This is a genomic window from Serratia sp. DFXYC6 (genome assembly GCF_057196085.1).
Map to the genome: position 1 here is coordinate 1,411,618 of NZ_JBXUNV010000001.1, position 20,985 is coordinate 1,432,602.

Below are 20,985 nucleotides of genomic sequence, written 5' to 3' on the forward strand. Positions count from 1 at the left end.
AATCAGGCTAGAGTGCGCTTTTTCATGCACCTGGGGGAATTCCGATGCTGTTCGATTTAAACCAGCAGGCGGCCGAACTGCCCGAAGCCTGGCGCTCTGCCGTGCTGGGCCGCGTCGGTGCGGCCAATATCAAAGTGCTGCGCATGGATGCGCGCAGCATTGCGGATGAAGTGCATGATTACAGCGAAGGGTTGCTGGTGATCAGCGGCCACCTGCGGCTGCAGGTGGCGGGGGAAGAAGTGGTGGTGCGGGCCGGTCAGCTGTATCAGGCCGCGGCCGGCGTGCCGCACCGCGTGTTGCCGGGCAGCGAAGGCACGCTGGTGATTTTCGATCTGCCGGAAAAAGGGCGCGATTTATCGAGGACGTGAACAATAAAAAATCATCGTACGGTTATCTTTGGCTGTTAGTGGTGTTCAGATGAGCCAACGCTTTTAGGAATGCATTATAGTAGTGCTTTTTCAACATCAGATTAGAAAGAGTTCAGAATCTGTTTATGTTAAAAATCGACAACATCATTGCGTAATTCGCCGTCTGTCAAAATAAATGGCTAACTTTGACAGTGCCAGTTCCCAATTCTGAAAGGCACTGTCCATTTATTCTGCACATTATCCAGGCGCAGGCAAATAATTTCAATAGGCTGATTATTTCGGAAGTTTTTTTCGTTTTTGTCGGCTTTTTACTTTCTAAATATTGCAGGCGAGTGAATATCTTAAATAATGAATGGGCAGTAAAAATCCAATAAATTAATGGTGTTGCCAGAAATTCGCCATGATTTCTTGACCGATGCATCTTTGTGGTCATAATTTATCTGGAAGGCTTTAAGGGTGGTGTTTACAACAGCATAGCTGTGCGAATAAGGATGTGAACTTCAGGCTAACGAGAGCAAATGACATCAATCTTTTTCATCCGTGATCCAAAGAAAAAATAAGATTAAGGAATTAAATCAGTGCCGCGCTTTTTACAGCGGTGTTTTGTTAACGATTAACATTAATGTTCTCTATATCTAACAGGATGTTTTCCAATGAGTGATCAAATAGACAATCAGGTAGAAAGTTTCGAACAACTTCGTACTGTTATACCCTCCGCCACCGGTGATCGCATTCTTCTGAAATCCTGGTTGCCAGGGCTTCGCTTTGGCGGCGGTGAGTTTGTTGCCACTATTGGGGATGGCGTCGACGATAACGGTTTTATCGCCGCTGGCCAAGGATTCTATTGGACGCGTGTCAATCAAACACTGGATGTGGAGAACTTCGGCGCCAAACCAGGAGACTGGCAGTTCGACAACACGGTGGCGTTTCAATCCGCCATTAATGCCGCTAAGAAAAATGGCGGCGGTGAAGTTCTATGTATGGGTAATGTATACCGATTCGGTTTCTATTCGTACAGTGCCAAATATACTTTACCGTTCGATGATGGAACAGCGGCGCCTGCCATTATTGCGATGGGCAAAGATAAGGATATCTGTCCTGAACCCCAGGAAACCATGAACGCTGTTCTGGAGATCCCGAGCAGGGTTCAACTGCGTGGCTCTAAACAAGTCAACACTATTCTTGATTTTGGCTGGTCGCGTGACGTACACGGCGTTGGGTTAGACCAGCGTATTGGCATCTTATTCCGTCCAGACGGTTACCCAACCACGACTCGCATGACAGGGTTCGTCCGCGCCGTAGGTGTTGCCGACCTCACCATTCAAAATGCCTTCATCGGCATTCTGTCCGACGGCGTCATTTTCGACCAGTCACACTTCGGTGATATGATCTACCGTAATTGCGGCATCCCCGTTTTGCTTCAGGGCGCAGATAGCTGCTTCTTCGGTATCCAAACCATGGATAACTGCATGGCGGCGTTCATTGTCGGCGGTATGTGGCTACAGCGTAACAACGTTCAATACGGCGGCCAATGGGTGCCACCTTATACCACCATGGACATCTGGTCTCTGGGGTGGTGTGACTACTGTGTGTGGAAATACATCACCGTCGGTAACGGAAGTAATAACAAGTTCGGCGATAAGCACTTCGAGCTTGATAAGTTCTTTGATGACTATTTCTATAAGTCTAAAAACTCGGTTAAGACCTCAGAGGGAGGGCGTCTGACCAACATGGATCAGTACGGCGCCGATACGGATAACCCGCATGAGAAATACCGCGGCATCTGTCATCGCGCGTGGATCAACTACTCTCGTTATAACCGTGGCAACCTGAGTGTCATCATCGAGAACGCCAAAACGTACTGGACATCCCGTGTACCATTCCAGGCGCCGACTAAAACCGGTACGGACTATTATGGTCAAATCCACAATGCTTACATCGAGCAAGCTGGTCACATCAACAACAGCGCCGATAACTCTGATGCCAACGACTGGTATCACTCCAAAGTCGATCCGTACAACCAGGACTACGATAAGCTCCCGTATTTTGTCGTAGAAGGCTCAATGGGCTGTTCCCGTGGCGCTAACATCAACACTCGTTACGCACTGACTGCCCGTAGCGGTGAAGTGAACAACGCGAAACAGATCAACCAGATCTGGGTTCAAGACTTCGATGAAGTCTACAAGCAGCAGCCTAAGGAAAACGATAACTGTATTCGTTACACCATCGTTTACGACGGTAACGCGAAGAAAGGCCAGATCGTCGAGCGTATGTGGGTCGACCGGTTGGAAACGCAGCCACTGGCGTGGGTCCACGGTGAGGATATGGATCAGACCCATACCTTCCGCTATCGGGTTCTGGTTACTACCTTGCAAATGCGCAACGGTAATACAACCGAAGGCCAAATCGCAACGCCATGTTCCATTATCCATACTGCTGGGCGAAATAAGGTATTCCTGAAAGTAACAATCCCCGCTAACGCAGCGTCGTTGACGGGAGATCTCAACTGGATGTGGATGCCTAAGTATCTGGAAGGTCAAAACTACGGCTCCGATCAGCCGATCTTGAGTGTTATTAGCGCAAACGTAATGGGTACCAAGACCTACCCTGTAACCGGGGGCGGCGGCGGTACGGTTTCGATACCTAAAGAAATCAAGTCGGCCACTTACCGTAATGGCGCGCTCTTCATTCACGATTCTCAGAATCCGACAGACGCAAACCGGATGAAAATCTCTGATTTCCAGCCGGGAAGTGTCTTGGAGATTGCCGTTGAAGTTAATGGTAACTGGTTCATGTATTAAACTGGCCCGTTGGGTTTGCCTCCTATCAACATGCTGACGGAGGAAGTGGAGGCCGATCCCGTATCAGGTTGCCCTGATCCACAAACCGGAAAATACCAATCCTCACATCGCGGATTTTATCGGAAACGCAGTTCCTCCGCCGCCATATGTTTCCACATAAAAATCGCGCCGTGATCCGAGCCGCATTAAAGAGGGCACCTGACGGTCGATTAAGTGCTGCTGTTCAAAACCGTCAGCGCCACGTTTACCGCCGCCAATAACCGCGCCTCGGTGACGCCGTCACGCGCCTGAATCGACAGGCCGTGAAGGAATACGGCGAAATAGTCTCCCAGGCTGTCGGCGTCGGTGTCGGCCGGCAGTTCGCCGGTTTGCACCGCCTGGCGCAGCCGTTCGACGATCTGCTGCGTGCGCTGCAGCCGGTGCTCTGCCAGCCAGACTTTGAGCCCGTCGTTTTCTGCGCTGACGCTGGCGGCGGAGGAGACCACCATGCAGCCCTGCGGCAGATCCGGCCGGCTATAGAGCCGCACGGCATCTTCCAGCAGGCGTTTGATCGCCGGGCGAATGCCGCTTTCCTGCGCGAAGGCGCGATCGGCAAAGCCGCCTTCCTTGGTTTCGTAACTGGCGATCGCCTCGCGGAACAGCTGCTCTTTGGAGCCGAACGCTTTGTAGATGCGCGCGGAAGCAATACCCAATTCCGCCACCAGATCCGACATCGAGGTGCCTTCGTAACCCTGCCGCCAGAATAAGTTTCGCGCCTTTAAAAGCGCCTGTTCGCGATCGAACTCGCGCGGTCTGCCTGCCATTCGCTGCTCCAATTTACCTGCCATTCAGCGACATAGGATCGCTTAAATCGGCGGGAATACCAATGCCTTTATAAATTTCGCTTGCGGTCGCTGCGCTTTGCTCCTATTGTTTGTCAATCGACAACCAATAGGAGTTTACGATGAAAACCCTCAAAGGTCCAAGCCTGCATCTCGCGCAGTTCAGCGATGAGACAGCGCCGTTCAACAGCCTGCCCGCCATTGCCGAGTGGGCGGCGCAGACCGGTTTTAGCGCGTTGCAGATCCCGGCCTGGGATCGGCGTTTATTCGACGTGGCCACCGCTGCGCAAAGCCAAACCTACTGCGACGATCTGACCGGTATGTTGGCGGAGCATGGGTTGGTGGTCAGCGAACTGACCAGCCATATTTTCGGCCAACTGATGGCGGTGCACCCGGCTTACGATGCGCTGTGCGACAGCTTCGCGCCGCCGGCGCTGCACGGCGATGCCAACGCGCGCGGCGAGTGGGCGCGGCAGCAAATGCTGCTGGCGGTAAAAGCCTCGGCGCGGCTCGGGCTCAGCGAGCTGGGCACCTTTTCCGGTTCACTGGCCTGGCCCTATCTGTTCCCGTTCCCGCAGCGGCCGGAAGGATTGATCGACACTGCGTTCAACGAGCTGGCCAAACGTTGGCTGCCGGTGCTCAACGCCTGCGACGAGCAGGGCATCAACCTGTGCTACGAAATTCACCCGAGTGAAGATCTGCATGACGGCGTGACCTACGAGATGTTCCTTGAGCGCGTTGGCCATCATCCGCGTTGCCGGGTGCTGTTCGATCCGAGCCATATGGTGCTGCAGCAGCTCAACTATCTGGAGTTTATCGATATCTATAAAGAGGTTATCGGCATGTTCCACGTTAAGGACGCCGAGTTCAATCCGACCGGGCGGCAGGGCATTTACGGCGGTTATCAGTCATGGATCGATCGCGCCGGCCGCTTCCGCTCGCTGGGCGACGGTCAGGTCGATTTCAACGGCATTTTTTCCCGTTTGACGCAGTACGGCTATTCGGGCTGGGCGACGCTGGAGTGGGAATGCTGCCTGAAAAATCCGCAGGACGGCGCGCGCGAAGGCGCGGCCTTCATTCGCGATCGCATCATCCATGTCACCGACAAAGTGTTCGACGATTTCGCCGGCGCACCGGTTAACCCACAGCAGATCAATGCCTTGCTCGGCATTCGCTGAGCCAGTCCATCACAGGGAGTCACCCCATGAAACAACAAGAGAACGAGATCCTGTTGCAGGATCTCGGGGCGGAACACGTCTATACCCAGGTCAATGGCCAACGTATCCACTGCGTGATAGCCGGTGAAGGGCGGCCGGTGTTGCTGATCCCCGGCTGGCCGCAAACCTGGTACACCTGGCGCCATGTGATGCGCGCCCTGGCGGCGGCCGGTTTTCAGGCGATCGCCGTCGATCCGCCGGGCATCGGCGATTCGGACAAGCCCGTCGGCGGTTACGACACCGGCAGCATCGGTGCGGCGTTGCACGCGATGATGGCGCAACTGGGCCACGAACGTTACCAACTGGTCGGCCACGACATCGGCATGTGGATCGGTTACGCCATGGCGAGCGATTTCCCGCAGGCGGTGGAGCGCCTGGTGCTGACGGAGGCGGTGATCCCCGGTCTGGCGCCGCCGCCGCCGATTTTCGTCGCGCCGGAGGAGAACATCTTCCTGTGGCATTTCATGTTCAACCAGTTGGCGGATTTGCCGGAGACCCTGACCCAGGGGCGCGAGCGGGAGTATCTTGGCTATATCTTCAACCGCTGGTCCTATCGGCGCGACCGGGTGACGGCTGAGGTCTATATCGCCGCCTATTCGGCGCCGGGCGGCCTGCGCGCCGGATTCGACTATTACCGGGCGATCCCGGAGACCGTTCGCCAGAACCGAGTGCGCGCCGCCACGCCATTGACGATGCCGGTGCTGACCGTGGGGGCGGAACACGCCACCGGCGACGCGCCGCTGACGACGCTGCAGGGCAATGCGCTCGATCTGCGGGGCGAAACGGTCGCCGGCTGCGGCCATTTCATCACCGAGGAGTGTCATGAGGCGTTTATCGCACTGATTACGCCGTTCCTGGCGGGAGAACAGCATGCCGCTTGATGAACGCATCGCCGCCTTTTTGACGGCATCGGCCGATGTGCCGCCACCCGTGTCGCTGGCGGAAATGCGCGCGGCCACGGAAACCGGTTTGCGCTTGCTGCAGGGCGAAGCGGCACCGAGCGGCGGCGTCAGGGACTATACGGTGGTCGCCACCGATGGGCACCGGATTGCGCTGCGCGCCTATCTACCGGCGGGGGAAAGGCGCGCTGTTGCACAACCGGCGATGCTGTTCGCCCACGGCGGCGGCTGGTGCCTCGGTTCGCTGTCGCTGTATGACCAGCCCTGCCAGGCGCTGGCTAACGCCACCGGCCGGGTGATCCTGTCGGTCGACTATCGTCTGGCGCCAGAGTATCCGTTTCCGCAGCCGCTGGAAGATGTCTATCAGGCGCTCTGTTGGGCTGCGCAACAGGCGCCGCAGTTAGGGATTGACGCTGACCGTCTGGCGGTGGGGGGCGACAGCGCCGGGGGCAATCTGGCGGCGGCGGTCGCGCTGCTGGCGCGGGATCGCGGCGGCCCGCATATCGAGCGCCAGCTGCTGCTGTACCCGGCGCTCAGCCGCGAAATGGCGACGAGGAGCTATCGCGAGTTTGCCGAGGGGCACTTTCTGACGCGCGACGCGATGGTATTTTGTTGGCAGCAGTATCTGGCTCAGCGGCGCGAACCCTACGGCGAACCGCTGCACGCCGCCACGCTGCGCGGGTTACCGCCGGCCACCATTCTGAGCTGCGAATATGATCCGCTGCGCGATGAGGCCGAGGAGTATGCGCAGCGGCTGCGCGAGGCGGGCGTGTCGGTACGCTGTGAACGGTTGCCGGGCATGGTGCATGCCTGCATACACATGCTGGGGCTGACTCCGGCGGCGCGCCGGCTGTTCGAGCTGGCCGGCGAGTAAAAAAAAGCCCCGCATTGCGGGGCGTTTGGCTATTCATCAGACACGTGATTAACGGCCGGCGACGGTGACGAAGCGGGTTTCCAGGTAGGATTCGATCGCTTCGCTGCCGCCTTCGGTGCCGTGACCGGAGTCTTTCACGCCGCCAAATGGCGTTTCCGGCAGGCCAAAACCGATGTGGTTGATGCTCAGCATGCCGCTCTCCACGTCGCGCCCCAGCGCATTGACGGTGGCGATGTTGCGGCTGTAGGCGTAGGCGGCCAGCCCGTACGGCAGGCGGTTGGCTTCGGCGATCGCCTCGTCGTAGGTGGCGAACGGGCGCAGCAGGGCGACCGGGCCAAACGGCTCTTCCGACATGGCGCGCGCGCTCAGCGGCACGTCGCGCAGCACCGTCGGCTCGAAGAAGTTGCCTTTGCCCGCCACGCGTTTGCCGCCGGTGCTGGCCTTCGCTCCGTGGGCGATAGCGTCCTGCACCAGCGCCTCGATATTGTCGACGCTGCGGCCCAGCACCATCGGGCCCATCGTCACGCCGTCTTCCAGCCCGTTGCCGAGCTTGAGTTCACGCACCGCGGCGGTGAATTTCTCCACGAAGGCCTCGTAAACGCCTTGCTGGATCAGGAAGCGGGTCGGGGCGATACAGACCTGGCCGGCGTTGCGGAACTTCGACTGCGCCAGCTCTTTGGCCGCCACGTCGAGATCGGCGTCGTCAAAGATCAGCACCGGCGCGTGGCCGCCCAGCTCCATGGTGGCCTTTTTCATATGCTGGCCGGCCAGCGCCGCCAGATGTTTGCCCACGCGGGTGGAGCCGGTGAAGGAGATCTTGCGAATGGTCGGATGCGGGATCAGGTATTCCGAGATTTCCGCCGGGGTGCCGTACACCAGTGCGATCACCCCGGCTGGGATACCGGCGTCGGCGAAGGCTTTGATCAGCTCTGCCGGTGAGGCCGGGGTTTCTTCCGGACCTTTGACGATGATGGAACAACCCGCCGCCAGCGCGGCGGACAGCTTGCGCACGATCTGGTTAATCGGGAAGTTCCACGGCGTGAAGGCGGCCACCGGGCCGACCGGCAGTTTCAGGGTTTGCTGCTGCACGTCGCGGGCGCGGGACGGAATGATCTGCCCGTAGGTGCGGGTGGCTTCGCCGGCGAACCAGTCGATAACGTCGGCGGCGTTGAGAATTTCAATCTTGGCCTGCGCCACCGGTTTGCCCTGTTCCTGCGTCATGATGGCGGCGATGGCGTCGGCGCGTTCGCGCAGCAGCGCAGCGGCTTTGCGCATCAGGTTGGCGCGCTGGTGTGCGGCGGTGTTGCGCCAGAGGTTAAATCCGCGCTCGGTGGCGGCCAGCGCCAGATCGAGATCCTCTGTGGCGGCGTGCGCCACCTGACCGATGACCTCGTCGCTGGCGGGGTTGGTGACAGGCAGGGTTTTCCCGGCCAGCGCGTTGCGCCATTGTCCATCGATATACAGTTGAGTATCCGGATACATTGTTGCCTCTTGTTTACGGAGTGGTCAGGGGCCGCTGAGTTTTGCGATGCGGCGCGCCTGAATGGGACAGGGACCTTAACCCTACGCCGAATGGCGGCGATCGTCCAGGCGAGGGGCACGAAAGGACCAGGGCGGCTACTCAATCGGCGATGTTTTGGCTATGCTGAGCAGATTGTCAGCACGGATGAGGAGGTCGGGTGCAAGGGGTTCCACAACAGTTTCCGTTCGAGAAGGATTGCGCGCAGTTCCGGCATTTGTCGCATCTGCCCGGCGTCGAACTCTATCAGGCGCACATTGAGCGCTATGCCTTCGAGCCGCATACCCATGACGCCTTCGCCATCGGCACCGTGGACACCGGGGCGGAGCGTTTTCGCTATCGCGGGGCGCAGCATTTAGCGGCGCCGGGCGCGCTGGTATTGATGAACCCGGACGAGCTGCACACCGGCGAAGCCGAAACGCCGGGCGGTTGGTGTTACCGCATGCTCTATCTGGCGCCCGAGGCGCTGGAGCAGCTGTCCGGCGATCGGAGCCAGTGGTTTACCGAGGCGGTGCGCCACGATCCGCGGGCGGCGCAGCGCCTGTCCGCCATTCTCGCCATGCTGTGGCAAACCGAGGATCCGCTTACGCTCGACGGCCTGCTGCTGGAGGCCGTCGAGTTGCTGCACCCGCATATCCGCACCGGGCAGCGAGAGAAAGCCGAGGCGGCGCACCGTTTCGAGGTGGTGAAAAGCTACCTGCACGATAATTATGCCGAGGCCGTAACCCTCCACCAACTGGCCGATCTGGTCTCGCTCAGCCCGTACCATTTCCAGCGCAAGTTCAAGGCCGAATATCACGTCTCGCCGCAGCAGATGCTGATGGCGATCCGGCTGTCGCAGGCTAAACGCATGCTGGAGCGCGGCATACCCGCCGCACAGGTGGCGGCGGCGGCGGGGCTGACCGATCAGGCACATCTGACGCGCGCGTTCGCTAATCGTTACGGCGTCACGCCGGTGCGTTTCCAGAAACAGGTGAAATTGGGCTAAAACAGCAACCTGCTACAATAATTCCTCCCCGCGTTTTCGCTACTCTGCCGCTGTCTTGTCGGGCGGGTTGGCCGCACCGGCCGTTTGTCGGAGTCGTTATGTTCATTGGCGTTGTGTTTGCCCTGGCCGCCGGGCTGATGTGGGGATTGATTTTCGTCGGCCCGCTGCTGGTACCGGACTATCCCGCCGCGCTGCAGTCCACCGGGCGCTATCTGGCCTTTGGGCTGATTACCTTGCCGCTGGCCTGGTTTGATCGTCGTCGTCTGCGCAAGCTGCGGCGCCAGGATTGGCTGGAAGCGCTCAAGCTGACGGCCATCGGCAATCTGCTGTACTACCTGTGTTTGGCCAGCGCCATTCAGCGCACCGGCGCACCGGTCTCGACCATGATCATCGGCACCTTGCCGGTAGTGATCGCCATTTGCGCCAATCTGTTTTACGGCCGGCACGACGGGCGCCTGGCCTGGGGCAAACTGGCGCCGGCGCTGCTGTTGATCGTCTGTGGATTGGCGTGCGTGAACGTCGCCGAGCTGCGCGGCAATGCGGTATCGATCGACGGCTGGCGCTATCTCAGCGGTCTTGGGCTGGCCGTGTTGGCGGTGGCGTGCTGGACCTGGTTCCCGCTGCGCAATTCACGCTGGCTGCGGGAGAATCCGACGCAGCGGCCGGCCACCTGGGCCACGGCGCAGGGGCTGGTGACGCTGCCGCTGGCGCTGCTGGGCTATCTGGTGGTCTGCGGCCAATTGGCGCTGAGCGAACCGGCGTTCGCCTTGCCGTTCGGCCCGCGCCCCGAGGTGTTTATTCCGCTGATGCTGGTTATCGGCGTGTTCTGCTCCTGGCTGGGAGCGCTGTGCTGGAACGAAGCCAGCCAGCGGCTGCCGACGGTGTTGGTGGGGCCGCTCATCGTGTTCGAAATTCTGGCGGGGTTGGCGTATACCTTTCTGCTGCGCCAGGCCTGGCCGCCGTTGCTGACGCTGGCCGGCATCGTCTGTTTGATCGCCGGCGTGGTGTACGCCATGCGCATCAAGCCGCAGCCGGTGGTGGTGGCGCTGGAGGACAAGCCGAGGTGACGCCCGCCGCAGCGGCGGGCGCGAGGGTTAACGCTTGCTGTGGTGAATGATCTCTTCGGCCACGTTGCGCGGCGCTTCGGCGTAGTGGCTGAATTCCATGGTGTAGGTGGCGCGGCCCTGCGACATCGAACGCAGGGTGGTCGAGTAGCCGAACATCTCGGACAGCGGCACCTTGGCGCGGATTTCCTTGCCGCCGCCGCCCGGGATCTCTTCCATGCCCTGCACCAGACCGCGGCGTGAGGAGAGATCGCCCATCACGTTGCCGGCGTAATCCTCCGGCGTTTCTACCTCCACCGACATGATGGGCTCCAGGATCACCGGATCCGCCAGACGACAGGCTTCCTTGAAGCCGAAGATCGCCGCCATGCGAAACGCCTGTTCCGACGAGTCGACGTCATGGTAAGAACCGAAGGTCAGGTGCACCTTGACGTCCACTACCTGATAACCGGCCAGCACGCCGTTGTTCAGCGCCTCGAGCACGCCTTTTTTCACCGCCGGGATAAACTCGCCGGGAATGACGCCGCCCTTGATTTCATCGAAGAACTCGAAGCCTTTGCCGGGTTCGTTCGGCTCGACGGTCAGCACCACGTGGCCGTATTGCCCTTTACCGCCGGACTGGCGCACGAACTTGCCTTCCACGTCGGCCACCCGTTTGCGGATGGTTTCGCGGTACGACACCTGCGGCTTGCCGGTGGTGGTCTCCACCCCGAATTCACGGCGCATGCGATCGACGATAATCTCCAGGTGCAGCTCGCCCATGCCGTAGATAATGGTCTGGCCGGATTCTTCATCGGTGCGCACCCGGAACGACGGATCTTCCGAAGAGAGGCGCTGCAGCGCGATGCCCATTTTCTCCTGGTCGCCCTTGGTTTTCGGCTCGATCGCCTGGGCGATCACCGGCTCGGGGAAGGTCATGCGCTCCAGCGTGATGATGGCGCCGGGATCGCACAGCGTATCGCCGGTGGTGACATCCTTCAGGCCAACGCAGGCGGCGATGTCGCCGGCGTGCAGCTCGTCGATGTCCTTACGATCGTTGGCATGCATTTGCACGATCCGGCCGATGCGCTCCTTTTTGCCTTTGATCGGGTTGTAAACGCTGCTGCCTTTGGCCAGTACCCCGGAGTAGACGCGCACGAAGGTCAGCTGGCCGACGAACGGATCGGTCATCAGCTTGAACGCCAGCGCCGAGAACTTTTCGTTGTCATCGGCTTTGCGGGTGATGATTTCATCGTGTTCGCCGTGGCCTTCCATCGGCGGCACATCGAGCGGCGAGGGCATCAGCTCGATCACCGCGTCCAGCATGCGCTGCACCCCTTTGTTGCGGAACGCCGAGCCGCACAGCATCGGCTGGATTTCACCGGCGACGGTGCGCACCCGCAGCCCGTGGACGATCTCCTCTTCGCTCAGGGGCACCTGGTTGAGGTATTTCTCCATCAGTTCTTCCGAGGCTTCGGCGGCGGCCTCAATCATGTTTTCACGCCACTCCTGCGCCGAATCGCGCAGCTCTGCCGGGATCTCTTCGAAGCTGAAGTTCATGCCCTGCGAGGCCTCGTCCCACAGAATGGCCTTCATCCGCACCAGATCCACCACGCCGCTGAAGTGATCTTCGGCGCCGATAGGGATAACGATCGGCACCGGGTTGGCTTTCAGGCGCTCGATCATCATTTTGCGCACGCGGAAAAAATCCGCGCCGATGCGGTCCATCTTGTTGACGAACGCCAGCCGCGGCACCTTGTACTTGTTGGCCTGGCGCCAGACGGTTTCCGACTGCGGCTGCACGCCGCCCACCGAGTCATAGACCATCACGGCGCCGTCCAGCACGCGCATCGAGCGTTCCACTTCAATGGTGAAATCGACGTGCCCGGGGGTATCGATGATATTGATGCGGTGCTGCGGATAGTTATGCTGCATGCCGTTCCAGAAGCAGGTGGTGGCCGCCGAGGTGATGGTGATGCCGCGCTCCTGTTCCTGCGCCATCCAGTCCATGGTCGCCGCGCCGTCATGCACTTCACCCAGCTTGTGGCTGACCCCGGTGTAAAACAGAATCCGCTCGGTGGTGGTGGTCTTGCCGGCATCGATATGCGCGGAGATGCCGATATTGCGGTAACGTTCGATAGGGGTGGTGCGAGCCATAATCAACCTTTCTTAGCCGCGTGAAGGAGAGCGGCTTAAACAGCATGGATAATGGTGATAATCCTCATAGGGTTATCCGTCGGATCGCAGAGCCTCGCTCTGGTCACAAACTAATCGTAGTTGAAGGCGTTGGTTTTTTTAAGCGATGGCTGTGATAGATGAAAGTTTGCACACAGGCGAAAAAAAGGCCCGTAACGGGCCTGTTGTCGAGCGGCGCGTTCGCCGCTTATTTGCGTCCCAGCAGGAAGCCGAAAACGATGCCGACCGCCGCCGCAACGGCCACGCCGGCCAGCGGGTTGGCTTCCACCTGCGTTCTTACGCTGTCCGCGGCGTCACGGGCGGCATAGCTGGCCTGGGAGGCGTATTTGCGCGCCGCGCCGCGCACCTGATGCTCCGGCGAATCAACGGCTTTGCCGAACGCTTCTTCTACCGCGCCTGCGGCTTCATTGGCTTTGTCTTCCGCTTTTCCAAACATGCTGCTCTCCTGTTCCTTGTGGGATAATGAACCCTAAGCCTAGCAGGCAAACGACGTTTTTTGCAGCATTCTGTGCGTTATAAGAGCAATCCGAGCAGAGAAAAGTCTTGCCGGGCGCGCGGTGACGGCTTCACCCGCGCGGCTTTTTGTGTTCTATTGGCTAGCGGTTTAACCGGGTACCGTTACCCTTTGACCGATTCGTTGAGTTGAAAGGACTCCCCATGTCAGTACTGCGTATTCTGGCGCTGCTCGCCGCGACTGCCGCCGCGTTGCCCGCTCAGGCTAAGCCTGCGCTCCACGGGGCGGCGGCCGGAAACGGCATTCGTTGGCAATCTTGTCTCAACAGCGGCTTTCAGCGTTGGTTCGATGAGGCGCCGCCGCCGGGGCTGCGCTGTGGCTATCTCGAGGTGCCGCTGGCGTACGCCACGCCGCCCGCTCATACCGTGCAGGCGGGCGAACAGACCGTGCGCCTGGCGCTGACCCTGCTGCCCGCCACCGGGCCGAAAAAGGGCAGCGTGGTGACGATCAGCGGCGGGCCGGGCCTGCCGGGCATCAACCCCTATTTAGGCAACGACGCCCACGTCGCCAGGCTGCGTAAATCCTACGACATCATCGGTTACGATCCGCGCGGCGTCGGCCAATCGACGCCGAAAATCTCCTGCCAGCTGGCCGAAGGTGACGAACTCCCTGAACCGGACGACAACGACGTGGCCGGCGCGGAGAACCAGACGCGCGCCCTGATTGCCGCCTGCATCAAACAGACCGGCGCGGACGTGCTGCAACATATCGGCACCGACGAAGCGGTCAACGATCTGAATGCGATCCGCCACGCGCTGGGCGAGCCAGGGCTGACGGCGGTGGCGTACTCTTACGGCACCAAGGTGGCGGCGCTGTATGCCGAGCGTTTTCCGAAGAAAACGCGCGCGCTGGTGCTCGACGGGGTGGTGGATCTGGCTGAGGGCGATTTCACCCAGCGGCTGAACCAGGAACGGGGGTTCCAGCAAAGCTTCCTGCGCTTCGCCGCCTACTGCGGTAAAACCGACAGCTGTCAGCTGGGCGGCGGCGCCAATCAGGCGCTGCAGCGCTATCACGCCTTGCTGCGCAAGCTGCACGATCAACCGTTCGTCACCGCAGCGGGCTATGAAATCTCCGCCGACGACGTGCTGACGGTCACGCGTTCGCTGTTATTGTGGCCGGAGCGCTGGCATGAGCTGGCCACCGTGCTGCGCCAGCTCGATGCCGGCATCGCCGGGCAGCAGGTTTCCGATCTGATCGACGAAAGCTATTCGCCGGATGCCGATGACGCCCTGAACGTCATCACCTGCGCCGACGTCGCCAACCCGACGGCCGATCCGCAGCAGTTGCGCCGGCAGCGGCAGGAGATCAATACCGCCGCTTTGTATGCCCACTATCTGCCGCTGCACGAATACCCGCTGGAAATGTGCGATCTGTGGCCGTACCGCGGCAAAGATCGGCCGCACACCCCGGTGGCGTCCGCCGCGCTGCCGCCGCTGCTGTTCGTCGCCCAGCGCTACGATCCAACCACGCCGTACCGCAATGCCCAGGTGATGGCCTCGGCCTTTAAAAGCCCGCTGATCACCCGCGAACGCGACGGGCATACGCTGGCGCTGAACGGCATCGACAGCTGCGTTGACGAAAGCGTGGTGGATTATCTGCTGGCGCCGAAAAAGCCGCGCCGTGACAAGATTTGCCGCTGAGAAGGCCGGGGAGCAGCCCGGCCTTAAGTGAGTCAGCCGGCGAAAATATGCGCCTGGCCCATCACGTTGAGAGTGACCTGAGAACCGGGCTGCAGGCCTTCGCGGCTGACGGTTTTGATCTCGATTTGCGCGCCGCCGGCGACCATCCGCAGGTTGAGCGTAGAGACGAAGCCGGCGAAATCAATGCCGGTGATCACCGCCTGGCCGCGCTGCGCCGGATCTGACAAGCCGATTTGAATCTGCTCCGGGCGCAGCATGATGCGCGCCGGGCCGCTGCGTTGGCGATCGTCGACGGCGATGCGCCCCAGTGCGCAGTCGGCCCAGCCGTGCGCCAGTTCAGCGGTCAACACCAGCGTTTCGCCAAGGAAGCTGGCGGTCGGTTCATCGACCGGGCGCAGATAAAGATCCTGCGGCGCGCCCACCTGCGCCAGCCGGCCATTGCGCATCACCGCCACCTGATCGGCGAACGACAGCGCCTCGCTCTGATCGTGGGTGACCAGGATCGACGCTACTTTGGCCTCCGTCAGCAGTTCGGCCACCGCTTTTCGGGTGGCGGCGCGCAGGCCGGTATCCAGCGCCGAGAACGGCTCGTCCAGCAGCATCAGCCGGGGTTGCTGCGACAGAGCACGCGCCAGCGCGACCCGCTGCTGCTGCCCGCCGGACAGTTCATGCGGCCACAGGGCCGCCAGACGGCGATCCAGCGCCACCATCTCCATTAACGCCTCGATGCGATGCTGTTTCTCGCGTTTGCTGCCCTTGAGGCCAAAACCGATGTTGCCGGCGACGGTAAAGTGCGGGAACAGCGCGCCATCCTGCGGAACGAAGCCGATGCCGCGCAGGTGTGCAGGCACCCAGCCGCCACCGTTGCCCATGGCTTGCCCCTGCAGCAGGATCTGGCCGCCGTCGGGGATTTCAAAGCCGGCGATGATGCGCAGCAGAGTGGTTTTGCCGGAGCCGGAAGGGCCGACGATCGCCGTGCGGCTGCCGGCGGTAACCTGCAGGTCAATGTGTTCCAGCACTCTGATGGCGTTGTAAGATTTTCCGATACCGTGCAGTTCGAGCGTGCTCATAGTCCCGCCGTGCGTTTAGATTGAGAATAAAGAAGCCAGGTGAGCGGCAATGACAGCGCCACCATAATCAGCGCATAAGGCGCTGCGGCGACGTAGTCTATCTCGCTGGTCAGCGCCCAGAAGCCGGTGGCCAGCGTGCGGGTGCCGTTCGGCGCCAGCAGCAGCGTGGCGGTCAGTTCATTGGCGATCGCCAGGAATACCAGCGCCGCGCCCGCAGCGGCGCCCGGCGCCGCCAGCCGCAGCGTGGTGCTCCACAACGCCTGCGCCGGCGATTTGCCCAGGCTGCGCGCCACGTTTTCCAATTCCACCGGCGCCTGTGCGATACCGGCGCGCAGATTGATCAGCGCCCGCGGCATAAACATCAGCAGATACGCCAGCAGCAGGGTGATTTCGGTCTGGTAAATCGGCCGGAAGCTGTGAATGGTGATGGTCACCAGCGCCAGCGCCACCACGATGCCGGGCAGCGAGCTGGTCACGTAGTTGCAGCCTTCCAGCACCCGATACAGCCGGGCCGGATAGCGTACCGACAGCCAGGCCATCGGAATGGCGCACAGGGTGATCAGCAGCGCGCCGGCGGCGGACAGCGACAGCGTTTGCCACAGCGCGGGCCACAGATCGGCGTTGCGCCATACGTCGAGGCCGCCCAGCCACAGCCAGCGGGCCAGGGTAATGAAAGGCACGCCCAACGCCAGCGCAGTCAGCGCGATCGGCAGCAGCAGCGCCAGCGCGGCGAGCGGCGGCGAAAGGCGGCGCGGCGTTTGGCTGCGGGCGCTGCCGGAACCGACGCGGGCATAGCGTGCGCGGCCACGGCTTATCGCCTCAAGCAACAGCAGCCCCAGGCAGCACAGCACCAACACGCCGGCCAGCATGTTGGCCGCCGGGCCGTTGAAGGTCGATTGGAACTGATCGAAGATGGCGGTGGTGAAGGTATCGAAACGGATCATGGCGTACAGGCCATACTCCGCCAGCAAGTGCAACGCGATCAGCAGCGAGCCGCCCCAGACCGCCAGTTTCAGCTGCGGCAGCACCACGCGGAAAAACACCGCCGGCGGCCGGGAGCCGAGTGAGGTGGCGACGTCCTCGATACCGGGATCCAGGCGGCGCAGCACGGCGGCGGCAGGCAGGTAGATAAACGGAAAGTAAGCGAGCACCGAGATGAAAACGCCAGCGCCCAGGCCGTGCATCGACGGCACCAGGCTGATCCAGGCATAGCTTTGCACAAAGGCCGGCACCGCCAGCGGCGCGGTCGCCAATACCGCCCAGAGACGGCGGCCCGGCAGCGTGGTGCGTTCGGTCAACCAGGCCAGGGCCACGCCCAGCACGGCGCAGATCGGCAGCGTCAGCACCACCAACAGCAGGGTATTCAACAGCAGCTCCGCCACACGCGGGCGGAAAACCAGTGCTTTGACCGTTTGCCAGCCGGTTTCAACCGCCACGCCGATAACGAATCCCAACGGCAGCAGCGCCAGCAACGACAGCAACACGGCGCTGACCACCACGATCGCCCCTGGCCGCGGGTGACGGGGGACAACAGAATAACGCCGCGCGGTCTGCGCGGCGTGGGTACTCAGGTTTGACATAACGATCAAAAACTCTCGGTTTGCCGGCGGGCCTTACAGCAGGCCCGCCTCGGTCATCAGTTCGACAACTTTCTTACTGTTCAACTGCGCGGCGTCTACCTTCGGCGCGTCCAGATCTTTCAGCGGCACCAGTTTCGGGTTGGAAGCCGCACCGACGCCGACGGCGTATTCGAAGGCGTTGTTGGTGCGCAGGATCTCCTGGCCCTGTTTGCCGGTGATCCACTTGATGAACGCCTGCGCCTGCTGCTGATGCTTGCTGGAAGCCAGCACGCCGCCGCCGGAGATGCTGACGAAGGCGCCCGGATCCTGATGTTTGAAGTAATACAGCTTGATGTTGTTGCTGTTCTCGCCGGTTTTCGCGCCGTCCACGAACGGGTAGTAGTGATAGATCACGCCGCTGTCGATCTGGCCGGCATTGACCGCTTTCATCACCGTGCTGTTGCCTTTATAGGCGGTAAAGTTGGTTTTCATCGCTTTCAGCCAGTCCAGCGTGGCTTTCTCGCCTTTCAGCTCCAGCAGCGCGCTGACGATCGCCTGGAAATCGGCGCCCGACGGCGAAGCGGCCCAGCGGCCTTTCCATTCCGGCTTGGCCAGATCCAGCAGTGACTTCGGCAGCTGCGCGTCGCTCAGTTTGGCCGGGTTATAAACAAACACGGTAGAGCGGGCGGCGATGCCGATCCAGCGGCCGTGGCTTGGGCGATATTGTGGTTCCACCTGCGCCAGCGTGGCGGCGTCCAGCGGGGCGAACAGCTTGGCGTTATCCACCAACACCATCGCCGGGGAGTTTTCCGTCAGGAACACGTCGGCAGGTGAAGCGCTGCCTTCCTGTACCAGTTGGTTGCCCAGTTCGCTGTCGCCGCCGTTGCGCAGCGTCACCTTGATGCCGGTGTCTTTGGTAAATCCGTCGACCCAGGATTTCACCAGATTTTCATGCTGGGCGTTATAAATAACGATGCCCTGGTCGGCGGAGGCCGCCTGAGCGCCAAAGGCCAGCATCATCGAGGAGGCGAGCAGGGCGACGGGGCCGAGAGATGAAATACGCAGCTTCATGCAGTTATCCTTTTTAGCGTTCGAATGAAGAAAACGAATATCGCCTGGCGAGCGCAAGCAGGCCGATTTTAGCCAAGAACATCAATAATGATAGTGAAAACGATTCGTATTAAATTATTTTTGACGATCGCTCACAAAATGAATTGCCCTAAGGATAAGTTAAGCTTCGGCTGGAATAATCTTGTATTGATTGCCTGAATTTATGTCACCGCCGGTTCACGGCGTTCCTGACGGCAATGCCGGTCTCCGCGTTTATCCTCGTGTTTTTCATCGTTCTGTCGCCAGTACTTCTTTGATAATGAAAGAAATTCAACACCGCTTTTGGTTATGACTCATAGCGATTAATGATTTAATTTATTCCACTGCCTCATTGCATATTAAACGCGATAAAACACTAATCAGGGATATCGACGTGAAATATTCATTTAATGGCAAGAAACTGGCTGGTTTAATCCTCCTGGCTTTTAACGCTACGGCTGCCCAAGCCGCTGAGGTGCCGGCAGGCGTTAAACTGGCGGCGGTGCAAGAACTGGTGCGCGCCAACGGGTATGAACCGGCGACGCTGGATCCAAACCTGGCCGAAAGCAATGTGGAGTTCTACATCTTCAACGATCTGTTCGAAGGCTTGCTGCGCGTCGGAAAAGACGGTGAAGTGATCCCGGCACTGGCGCAGACGTGGGAGCATCAGGGCAACGTCTGGACTTTCCATCTGCGGCCGCAGGCCAAATGGTCGAACGGCGATCCGGTGACCGCCGACGATTTCGTTTACAGCTGGCGGCGCCTCACCGATCCGAAAACCGCCTCGCCGTACGGCAGCTATCTGGCTTCGGCCTACGTGCTGAATGCGGCGGCGATCAACGCCGGCAGCAAACCGCCGAGCGAGCTGGGCGTCAAGGCGCCGGACGCGCACACTCTGCAGGTGACGCTGTCGGAGCCTAATTCCTATCTGCTCAAGCAACTGGTGCATTTCCCGGTTTTGCCGGTTAACCGCAAGGTGGTGGAGCAGTACGGCAAAAACTGGACGCAGCCGGCGCACTTTGTCGGCAACGGGGCGTTCCGCCTCAGCCAGTGGGTGGTGAACGAAAAGGTGGTGGTGGAACGTAACCCGCAGTATTGGGATAACGCCAATACCGTGCTCAACAAGGTCACCTTCTTGCCGATCCAGGGCTTCCCGGAAGTGGCGCGTTTTCGCGCCGGTGAGGTTGAGCTGGGGTATACCACGCCGCCGGAGCTGTATCAGCAGCTGAAAAAAACGCTCGGCGAGCAACAGCTGGTGACCTATCCGCTGCTCTCCACCAGCTATTTCGCCTTCAACAACCGCCAGGCGCCGTTTAACGACGTGCGGGTGCGCCAGGCGCTGAACCTGGCGCTGGACAAAGAGATTATCGCCGGCAAAGTGTTGGGATACGGCCAGCAGCCGGCCTGGACCTTTACCCCAACTGGGGCGGGCGGCTATAGCCTGCAGCCCGGCGCCGCGGCCGGTTTGACGCCGGAACAACGCCACGCCCAGGCGAAGCAACTGCTGGCGCAGGCCGGTTTCAACGCCGAGCATCCGCTGCGCTTTACCGTGCTGTACAGCAATGACGCCACCATTAAGAAGATCGTCATCGCCGCCGCCGCCATGTGGAAAAAGAACCTCGGCGCAGAGGCCACCTTGCAAAGCCAGGAGCGCAAAGTCACGCTGGACAATATCAACCGCGGGCAGTACGGCGTGGCCTTTACCCGCTGGCTGGCGGATTACAACGATCCGTCTACTTTCCTGAACGTGTTCCGTTCCGACAGCAGCGAGAACAGCCCCAAATACCGCAATCCGGAGTACGATCGCATTCTGCATCAGGCGACGGCGGCGCCGACACCGCAGCAGGTGCAGCAGTATTTCCAGCAGGCCGAGGCGGTGCTGGCCGTCGATACGCCGGTCGCGCCGGTGTACTACGAAGCCAACGCCACGCTCATCAAACCTTACGTGAAGGGGATCGACTTTACTCGTCAGGGCGCCTTATACGATAAAAACGTCTACATTCTCGAACACTGAAAAATAAAAAACGGCTGATTTATATCAGCCGTTTTTATAAATGGCCGTTTAATTAACATTATCCTAAATACTCCATAAACGACGGGCAATCTTTTCTTTCCGCCGGATAAAACAACGCCTATACTGCGCCGGTAGTTTATATGCAGTATCTCGTTTGGCGAGGCTCCTATACAAACACAGGTTACTGATCTGACGACATCGAGAGATGCCCAAGGTTAAGACAGGCTTTATCGGATTAAGGTTCAGCCCAAAGTAACTTCCGAGCAACAACTCGGATACGTTGTATAGTGCTAAAACCTGGACGCGGAGATAGGCAGTCTGCACTCCCTCTGTGGTTACGCCCCTATGCGATTCGCTGTTGAAGTTCACAACA

General features: G+C 60.1%; 16 protein-coding genes and 1 riboswitch. Of the genes, 9 read left to right on the forward strand and 7 right to left on the reverse strand.

Features of this window, described 5'->3' with window-relative positions; translation table 11 throughout:
- Positions 1-44: 44 nt before the first annotated feature.
- The gene (locus AC2CGQ_RS06915) at positions 45-368 is read left to right on the forward strand and encodes a cupin domain-containing protein (protein ID WP_166445143.1); all 324 of its coding nucleotides are present in this window, start codon (positions 45-47) and stop codon (positions 366-368) included.
- Positions 369-1,021: 653 nt separating this feature from the next.
- Entirely contained in the window at positions 1,022-3,169 is a 2,148-nt protein-coding gene (locus tag AC2CGQ_RS06920) for a hypothetical protein (protein WP_015377952.1), read from the forward strand.
- A 209-nt stretch (positions 3,170-3,378) separates the two neighbouring features.
- On the opposite strand, the gene AC2CGQ_RS06925 is transcribed toward AC2CGQ_RS06920, so the two are convergent.
- Positions 3,379-3,972 (reverse strand): TetR/AcrR family transcriptional regulator, encoded by a 594-nt coding sequence (locus tag AC2CGQ_RS06925; protein WP_021503750.1) that lies wholly within the window; start codon positions 3,970-3,972, stop codon positions 3,379-3,381.
- A gap of 140 nt (positions 3,973-4,112) precedes the next feature.
- On the opposite strand from AC2CGQ_RS06925, the gene AC2CGQ_RS06930 reads away from it, so the two are divergent.
- From AC2CGQ_RS06930 to AC2CGQ_RS06940, 3 genes are read left to right on the forward strand one after another with little or no spacing between them, the layout of a single operon-like run.
- Positions 4,113-5,168, forward strand: a complete 1,056-nt coding sequence (locus AC2CGQ_RS06930) for a sugar phosphate isomerase/epimerase family protein (RefSeq protein WP_021503749.1) — start codon at positions 4,113-4,115, stop codon at positions 5,166-5,168.
- 26 nt (positions 5,169-5,194) lie between these two features.
- A complete protein-coding gene (locus AC2CGQ_RS06935) occupies positions 5,195-6,088 on the forward strand; it encodes an alpha/beta fold hydrolase (protein ID WP_166445142.1) in 894 nt (297 codons plus the stop codon).
- The gene (locus AC2CGQ_RS06940; protein ID WP_166445141.1) at positions 6,078-6,980 is read left to right on the forward strand and encodes an alpha/beta hydrolase; all 903 of its coding nucleotides are present in this window, start codon (positions 6,078-6,080) and stop codon (positions 6,978-6,980) included. The genes AC2CGQ_RS06935 and AC2CGQ_RS06940 overlap by 11 nt, the downstream gene beginning before the upstream one ends.
- 48 nt (positions 6,981-7,028) lie before the next feature.
- Here the strand turns inward: AC2CGQ_RS06940 and AC2CGQ_RS06945 are convergent, their stop codons facing one another.
- The gene (locus tag AC2CGQ_RS06945) at positions 7,029-8,462 is read right to left on the reverse strand and encodes an NAD-dependent succinate-semialdehyde dehydrogenase (RefSeq protein ID WP_484593531.1); all 1,434 of its coding nucleotides are present in this window, start codon (positions 8,460-8,462) and stop codon (positions 7,029-7,031) included.
- A gap of 197 nt (positions 8,463-8,659) precedes the next feature.
- Between AC2CGQ_RS06945 and AC2CGQ_RS06950 the strand changes: the two genes are divergently transcribed.
- Positions 8,660-9,487 (forward strand): AraC family transcriptional regulator, encoded by an 828-nt coding sequence (locus AC2CGQ_RS06950; RefSeq protein ID WP_004938135.1) that lies wholly within the window; start codon positions 8,660-8,662, stop codon positions 9,485-9,487.
- A 98-nt stretch (positions 9,488-9,585) separates the two neighbouring features.
- Positions 9,586-10,554 (forward strand): DMT family transporter, encoded by a 969-nt coding sequence (locus AC2CGQ_RS06955; protein WP_172574745.1) that lies wholly within the window; start codon positions 9,586-9,588, stop codon positions 10,552-10,554.
- Positions 10,555-10,581: 27 nt separating this feature from the next.
- Here AC2CGQ_RS06955 and fusA read toward each other — a convergent pair whose 3' ends face one another.
- Together fusA and AC2CGQ_RS06965 are read right to left on the reverse strand one after the other, a co-directional pair.
- Positions 10,582-12,687, reverse strand: coding sequence for an elongation factor G (fusA, locus tag AC2CGQ_RS06960; protein ID WP_015377944.1), 2,106 nt, complete (start codon positions 12,685-12,687; stop codon positions 10,582-10,584).
- Between the two features lie 226 nt (positions 12,688-12,913).
- Entirely contained in the window at positions 12,914-13,162 is a 249-nt protein-coding gene (locus AC2CGQ_RS06965; RefSeq protein ID WP_004938127.1) for a glycine zipper domain-containing protein, read from the reverse strand.
- Positions 13,163-13,383: 221 nt separating this feature from the next.
- Here AC2CGQ_RS06965 and AC2CGQ_RS06970 point away from each other — a divergent pair, with 221 nt between their 5' ends.
- Positions 13,384-14,880, forward strand: coding sequence for an alpha/beta hydrolase (locus AC2CGQ_RS06970; protein WP_484593532.1), 1,497 nt, complete (start codon positions 13,384-13,386; stop codon positions 14,878-14,880).
- A 32-nt stretch (positions 14,881-14,912) separates the two neighbouring features.
- Here the strand turns inward: AC2CGQ_RS06970 and AC2CGQ_RS06975 are convergent, their stop codons facing one another.
- The 3 genes from AC2CGQ_RS06975 to AC2CGQ_RS06985 are packed head-to-tail and all read right to left on the reverse strand — an operon-like array spanning position 14,913 to position 18,580.
- A complete protein-coding gene (locus AC2CGQ_RS06975) occupies positions 14,913-15,950 on the reverse strand; it encodes an ABC transporter ATP-binding protein (protein ID WP_021503743.1) in 1,038 nt (345 codons plus the stop codon).
- Positions 15,947-17,530, reverse strand: a complete 1,584-nt coding sequence (locus AC2CGQ_RS06980) for an ABC transporter permease (RefSeq protein WP_031299659.1) — start codon at positions 17,528-17,530, stop codon at positions 15,947-15,949. The genes AC2CGQ_RS06975 and AC2CGQ_RS06980 overlap by 4 nt, the downstream gene beginning before the upstream one ends.
- Before the next feature lie 33 nt (positions 17,531-17,563).
- Positions 17,564-18,580, reverse strand: a complete 1,017-nt coding sequence (locus AC2CGQ_RS06985) for an iron ABC transporter substrate-binding protein (RefSeq protein ID WP_004938115.1) — start codon at positions 18,578-18,580, stop codon at positions 17,564-17,566.
- 412 nt (positions 18,581-18,992) lie between these two features.
- Here AC2CGQ_RS06985 and AC2CGQ_RS06990 point away from each other — a divergent pair, with 412 nt between their 5' ends.
- Positions 18,993-20,612, forward strand: a complete 1,620-nt coding sequence (locus AC2CGQ_RS06990; RefSeq protein ID WP_075684430.1) for an ABC transporter substrate-binding protein — start codon at positions 18,993-18,995, stop codon at positions 20,610-20,612.
- A 142-nt stretch (positions 20,613-20,754) separates the two neighbouring features.
- Positions 20,755-20,928, forward strand: a riboswitch (M-box (ykoK) riboswitch).
- The last annotated feature ends 57 nt before the right edge of the window (positions 20,929-20,985 follow it).

Excerpts from the sequence above, each read along its gene's own strand:
- AC2CGQ_RS06935 (WP_166445142.1), top strand. The coding sequence starts at position 5,195 with ATGAAACAACAAGAGAACGAGATCCTGTTGCAGGATCTCGGGGCGGAA.
- AC2CGQ_RS06975 (WP_021503743.1), bottom strand. The coding sequence starts at position 15,950 with ATGAGCACGCTCGAACTGCACGGTATCGGAAAATCTTACAACGCCATC.
- fusA (WP_015377944.1), bottom strand. The coding sequence starts at position 12,687 with ATGGCTCGCACCACCCCTATCGAACGTTACCGCAATATCGGCATCTCC.
- AC2CGQ_RS06920 (WP_015377952.1), top strand. The coding sequence starts at position 1,022 with ATGAGTGATCAAATAGACAATCAGGTAGAAAGTTTCGAACAACTTCGT.
- AC2CGQ_RS06930 (WP_021503749.1), top strand. The coding sequence starts at position 4,113 with ATGAAAACCCTCAAAGGTCCAAGCCTGCATCTCGCGCAGTTCAGCGAT.
- AC2CGQ_RS06915 (WP_166445143.1), top strand. The coding sequence starts at position 45 with ATGCTGTTCGATTTAAACCAGCAGGCGGCCGAACTGCCCGAAGCCTGG.
- AC2CGQ_RS06980 (WP_031299659.1), bottom strand. The coding sequence starts at position 17,530 with ATGTCAAACCTGAGTACCCACGCCGCGCAGACCGCGCGGCGTTATTCT.
- AC2CGQ_RS06940 (WP_166445141.1), top strand. The coding sequence starts at position 6,078 with ATGCCGCTTGATGAACGCATCGCCGCCTTTTTGACGGCATCGGCCGAT.
- AC2CGQ_RS06925 (WP_021503750.1), bottom strand. The coding sequence starts at position 3,972 with ATGGCAGGCAGACCGCGCGAGTTCGATCGCGAACAGGCGCTTTTAAAG.
- AC2CGQ_RS06965 (WP_004938127.1), bottom strand. The coding sequence starts at position 13,162 with ATGTTTGGAAAAGCGGAAGACAAAGCCAATGAAGCCGCAGGCGCGGTA.
- AC2CGQ_RS06945 (WP_484593531.1), bottom strand. The coding sequence starts at position 8,462 with ATGTATCCGGATACTCAACTGTATATCGATGGACAATGGCGCAACGCG.
- AC2CGQ_RS06955 (WP_172574745.1), top strand. The coding sequence starts at position 9,586 with ATGTTCATTGGCGTTGTGTTTGCCCTGGCCGCCGGGCTGATGTGGGGA.
- AC2CGQ_RS06985 (WP_004938115.1), bottom strand. The coding sequence starts at position 18,580 with ATGAAGCTGCGTATTTCATCTCTCGGCCCCGTCGCCCTGCTCGCCTCC.
- AC2CGQ_RS06970 (WP_484593532.1), top strand. The coding sequence starts at position 13,384 with ATGTCAGTACTGCGTATTCTGGCGCTGCTCGCCGCGACTGCCGCCGCG.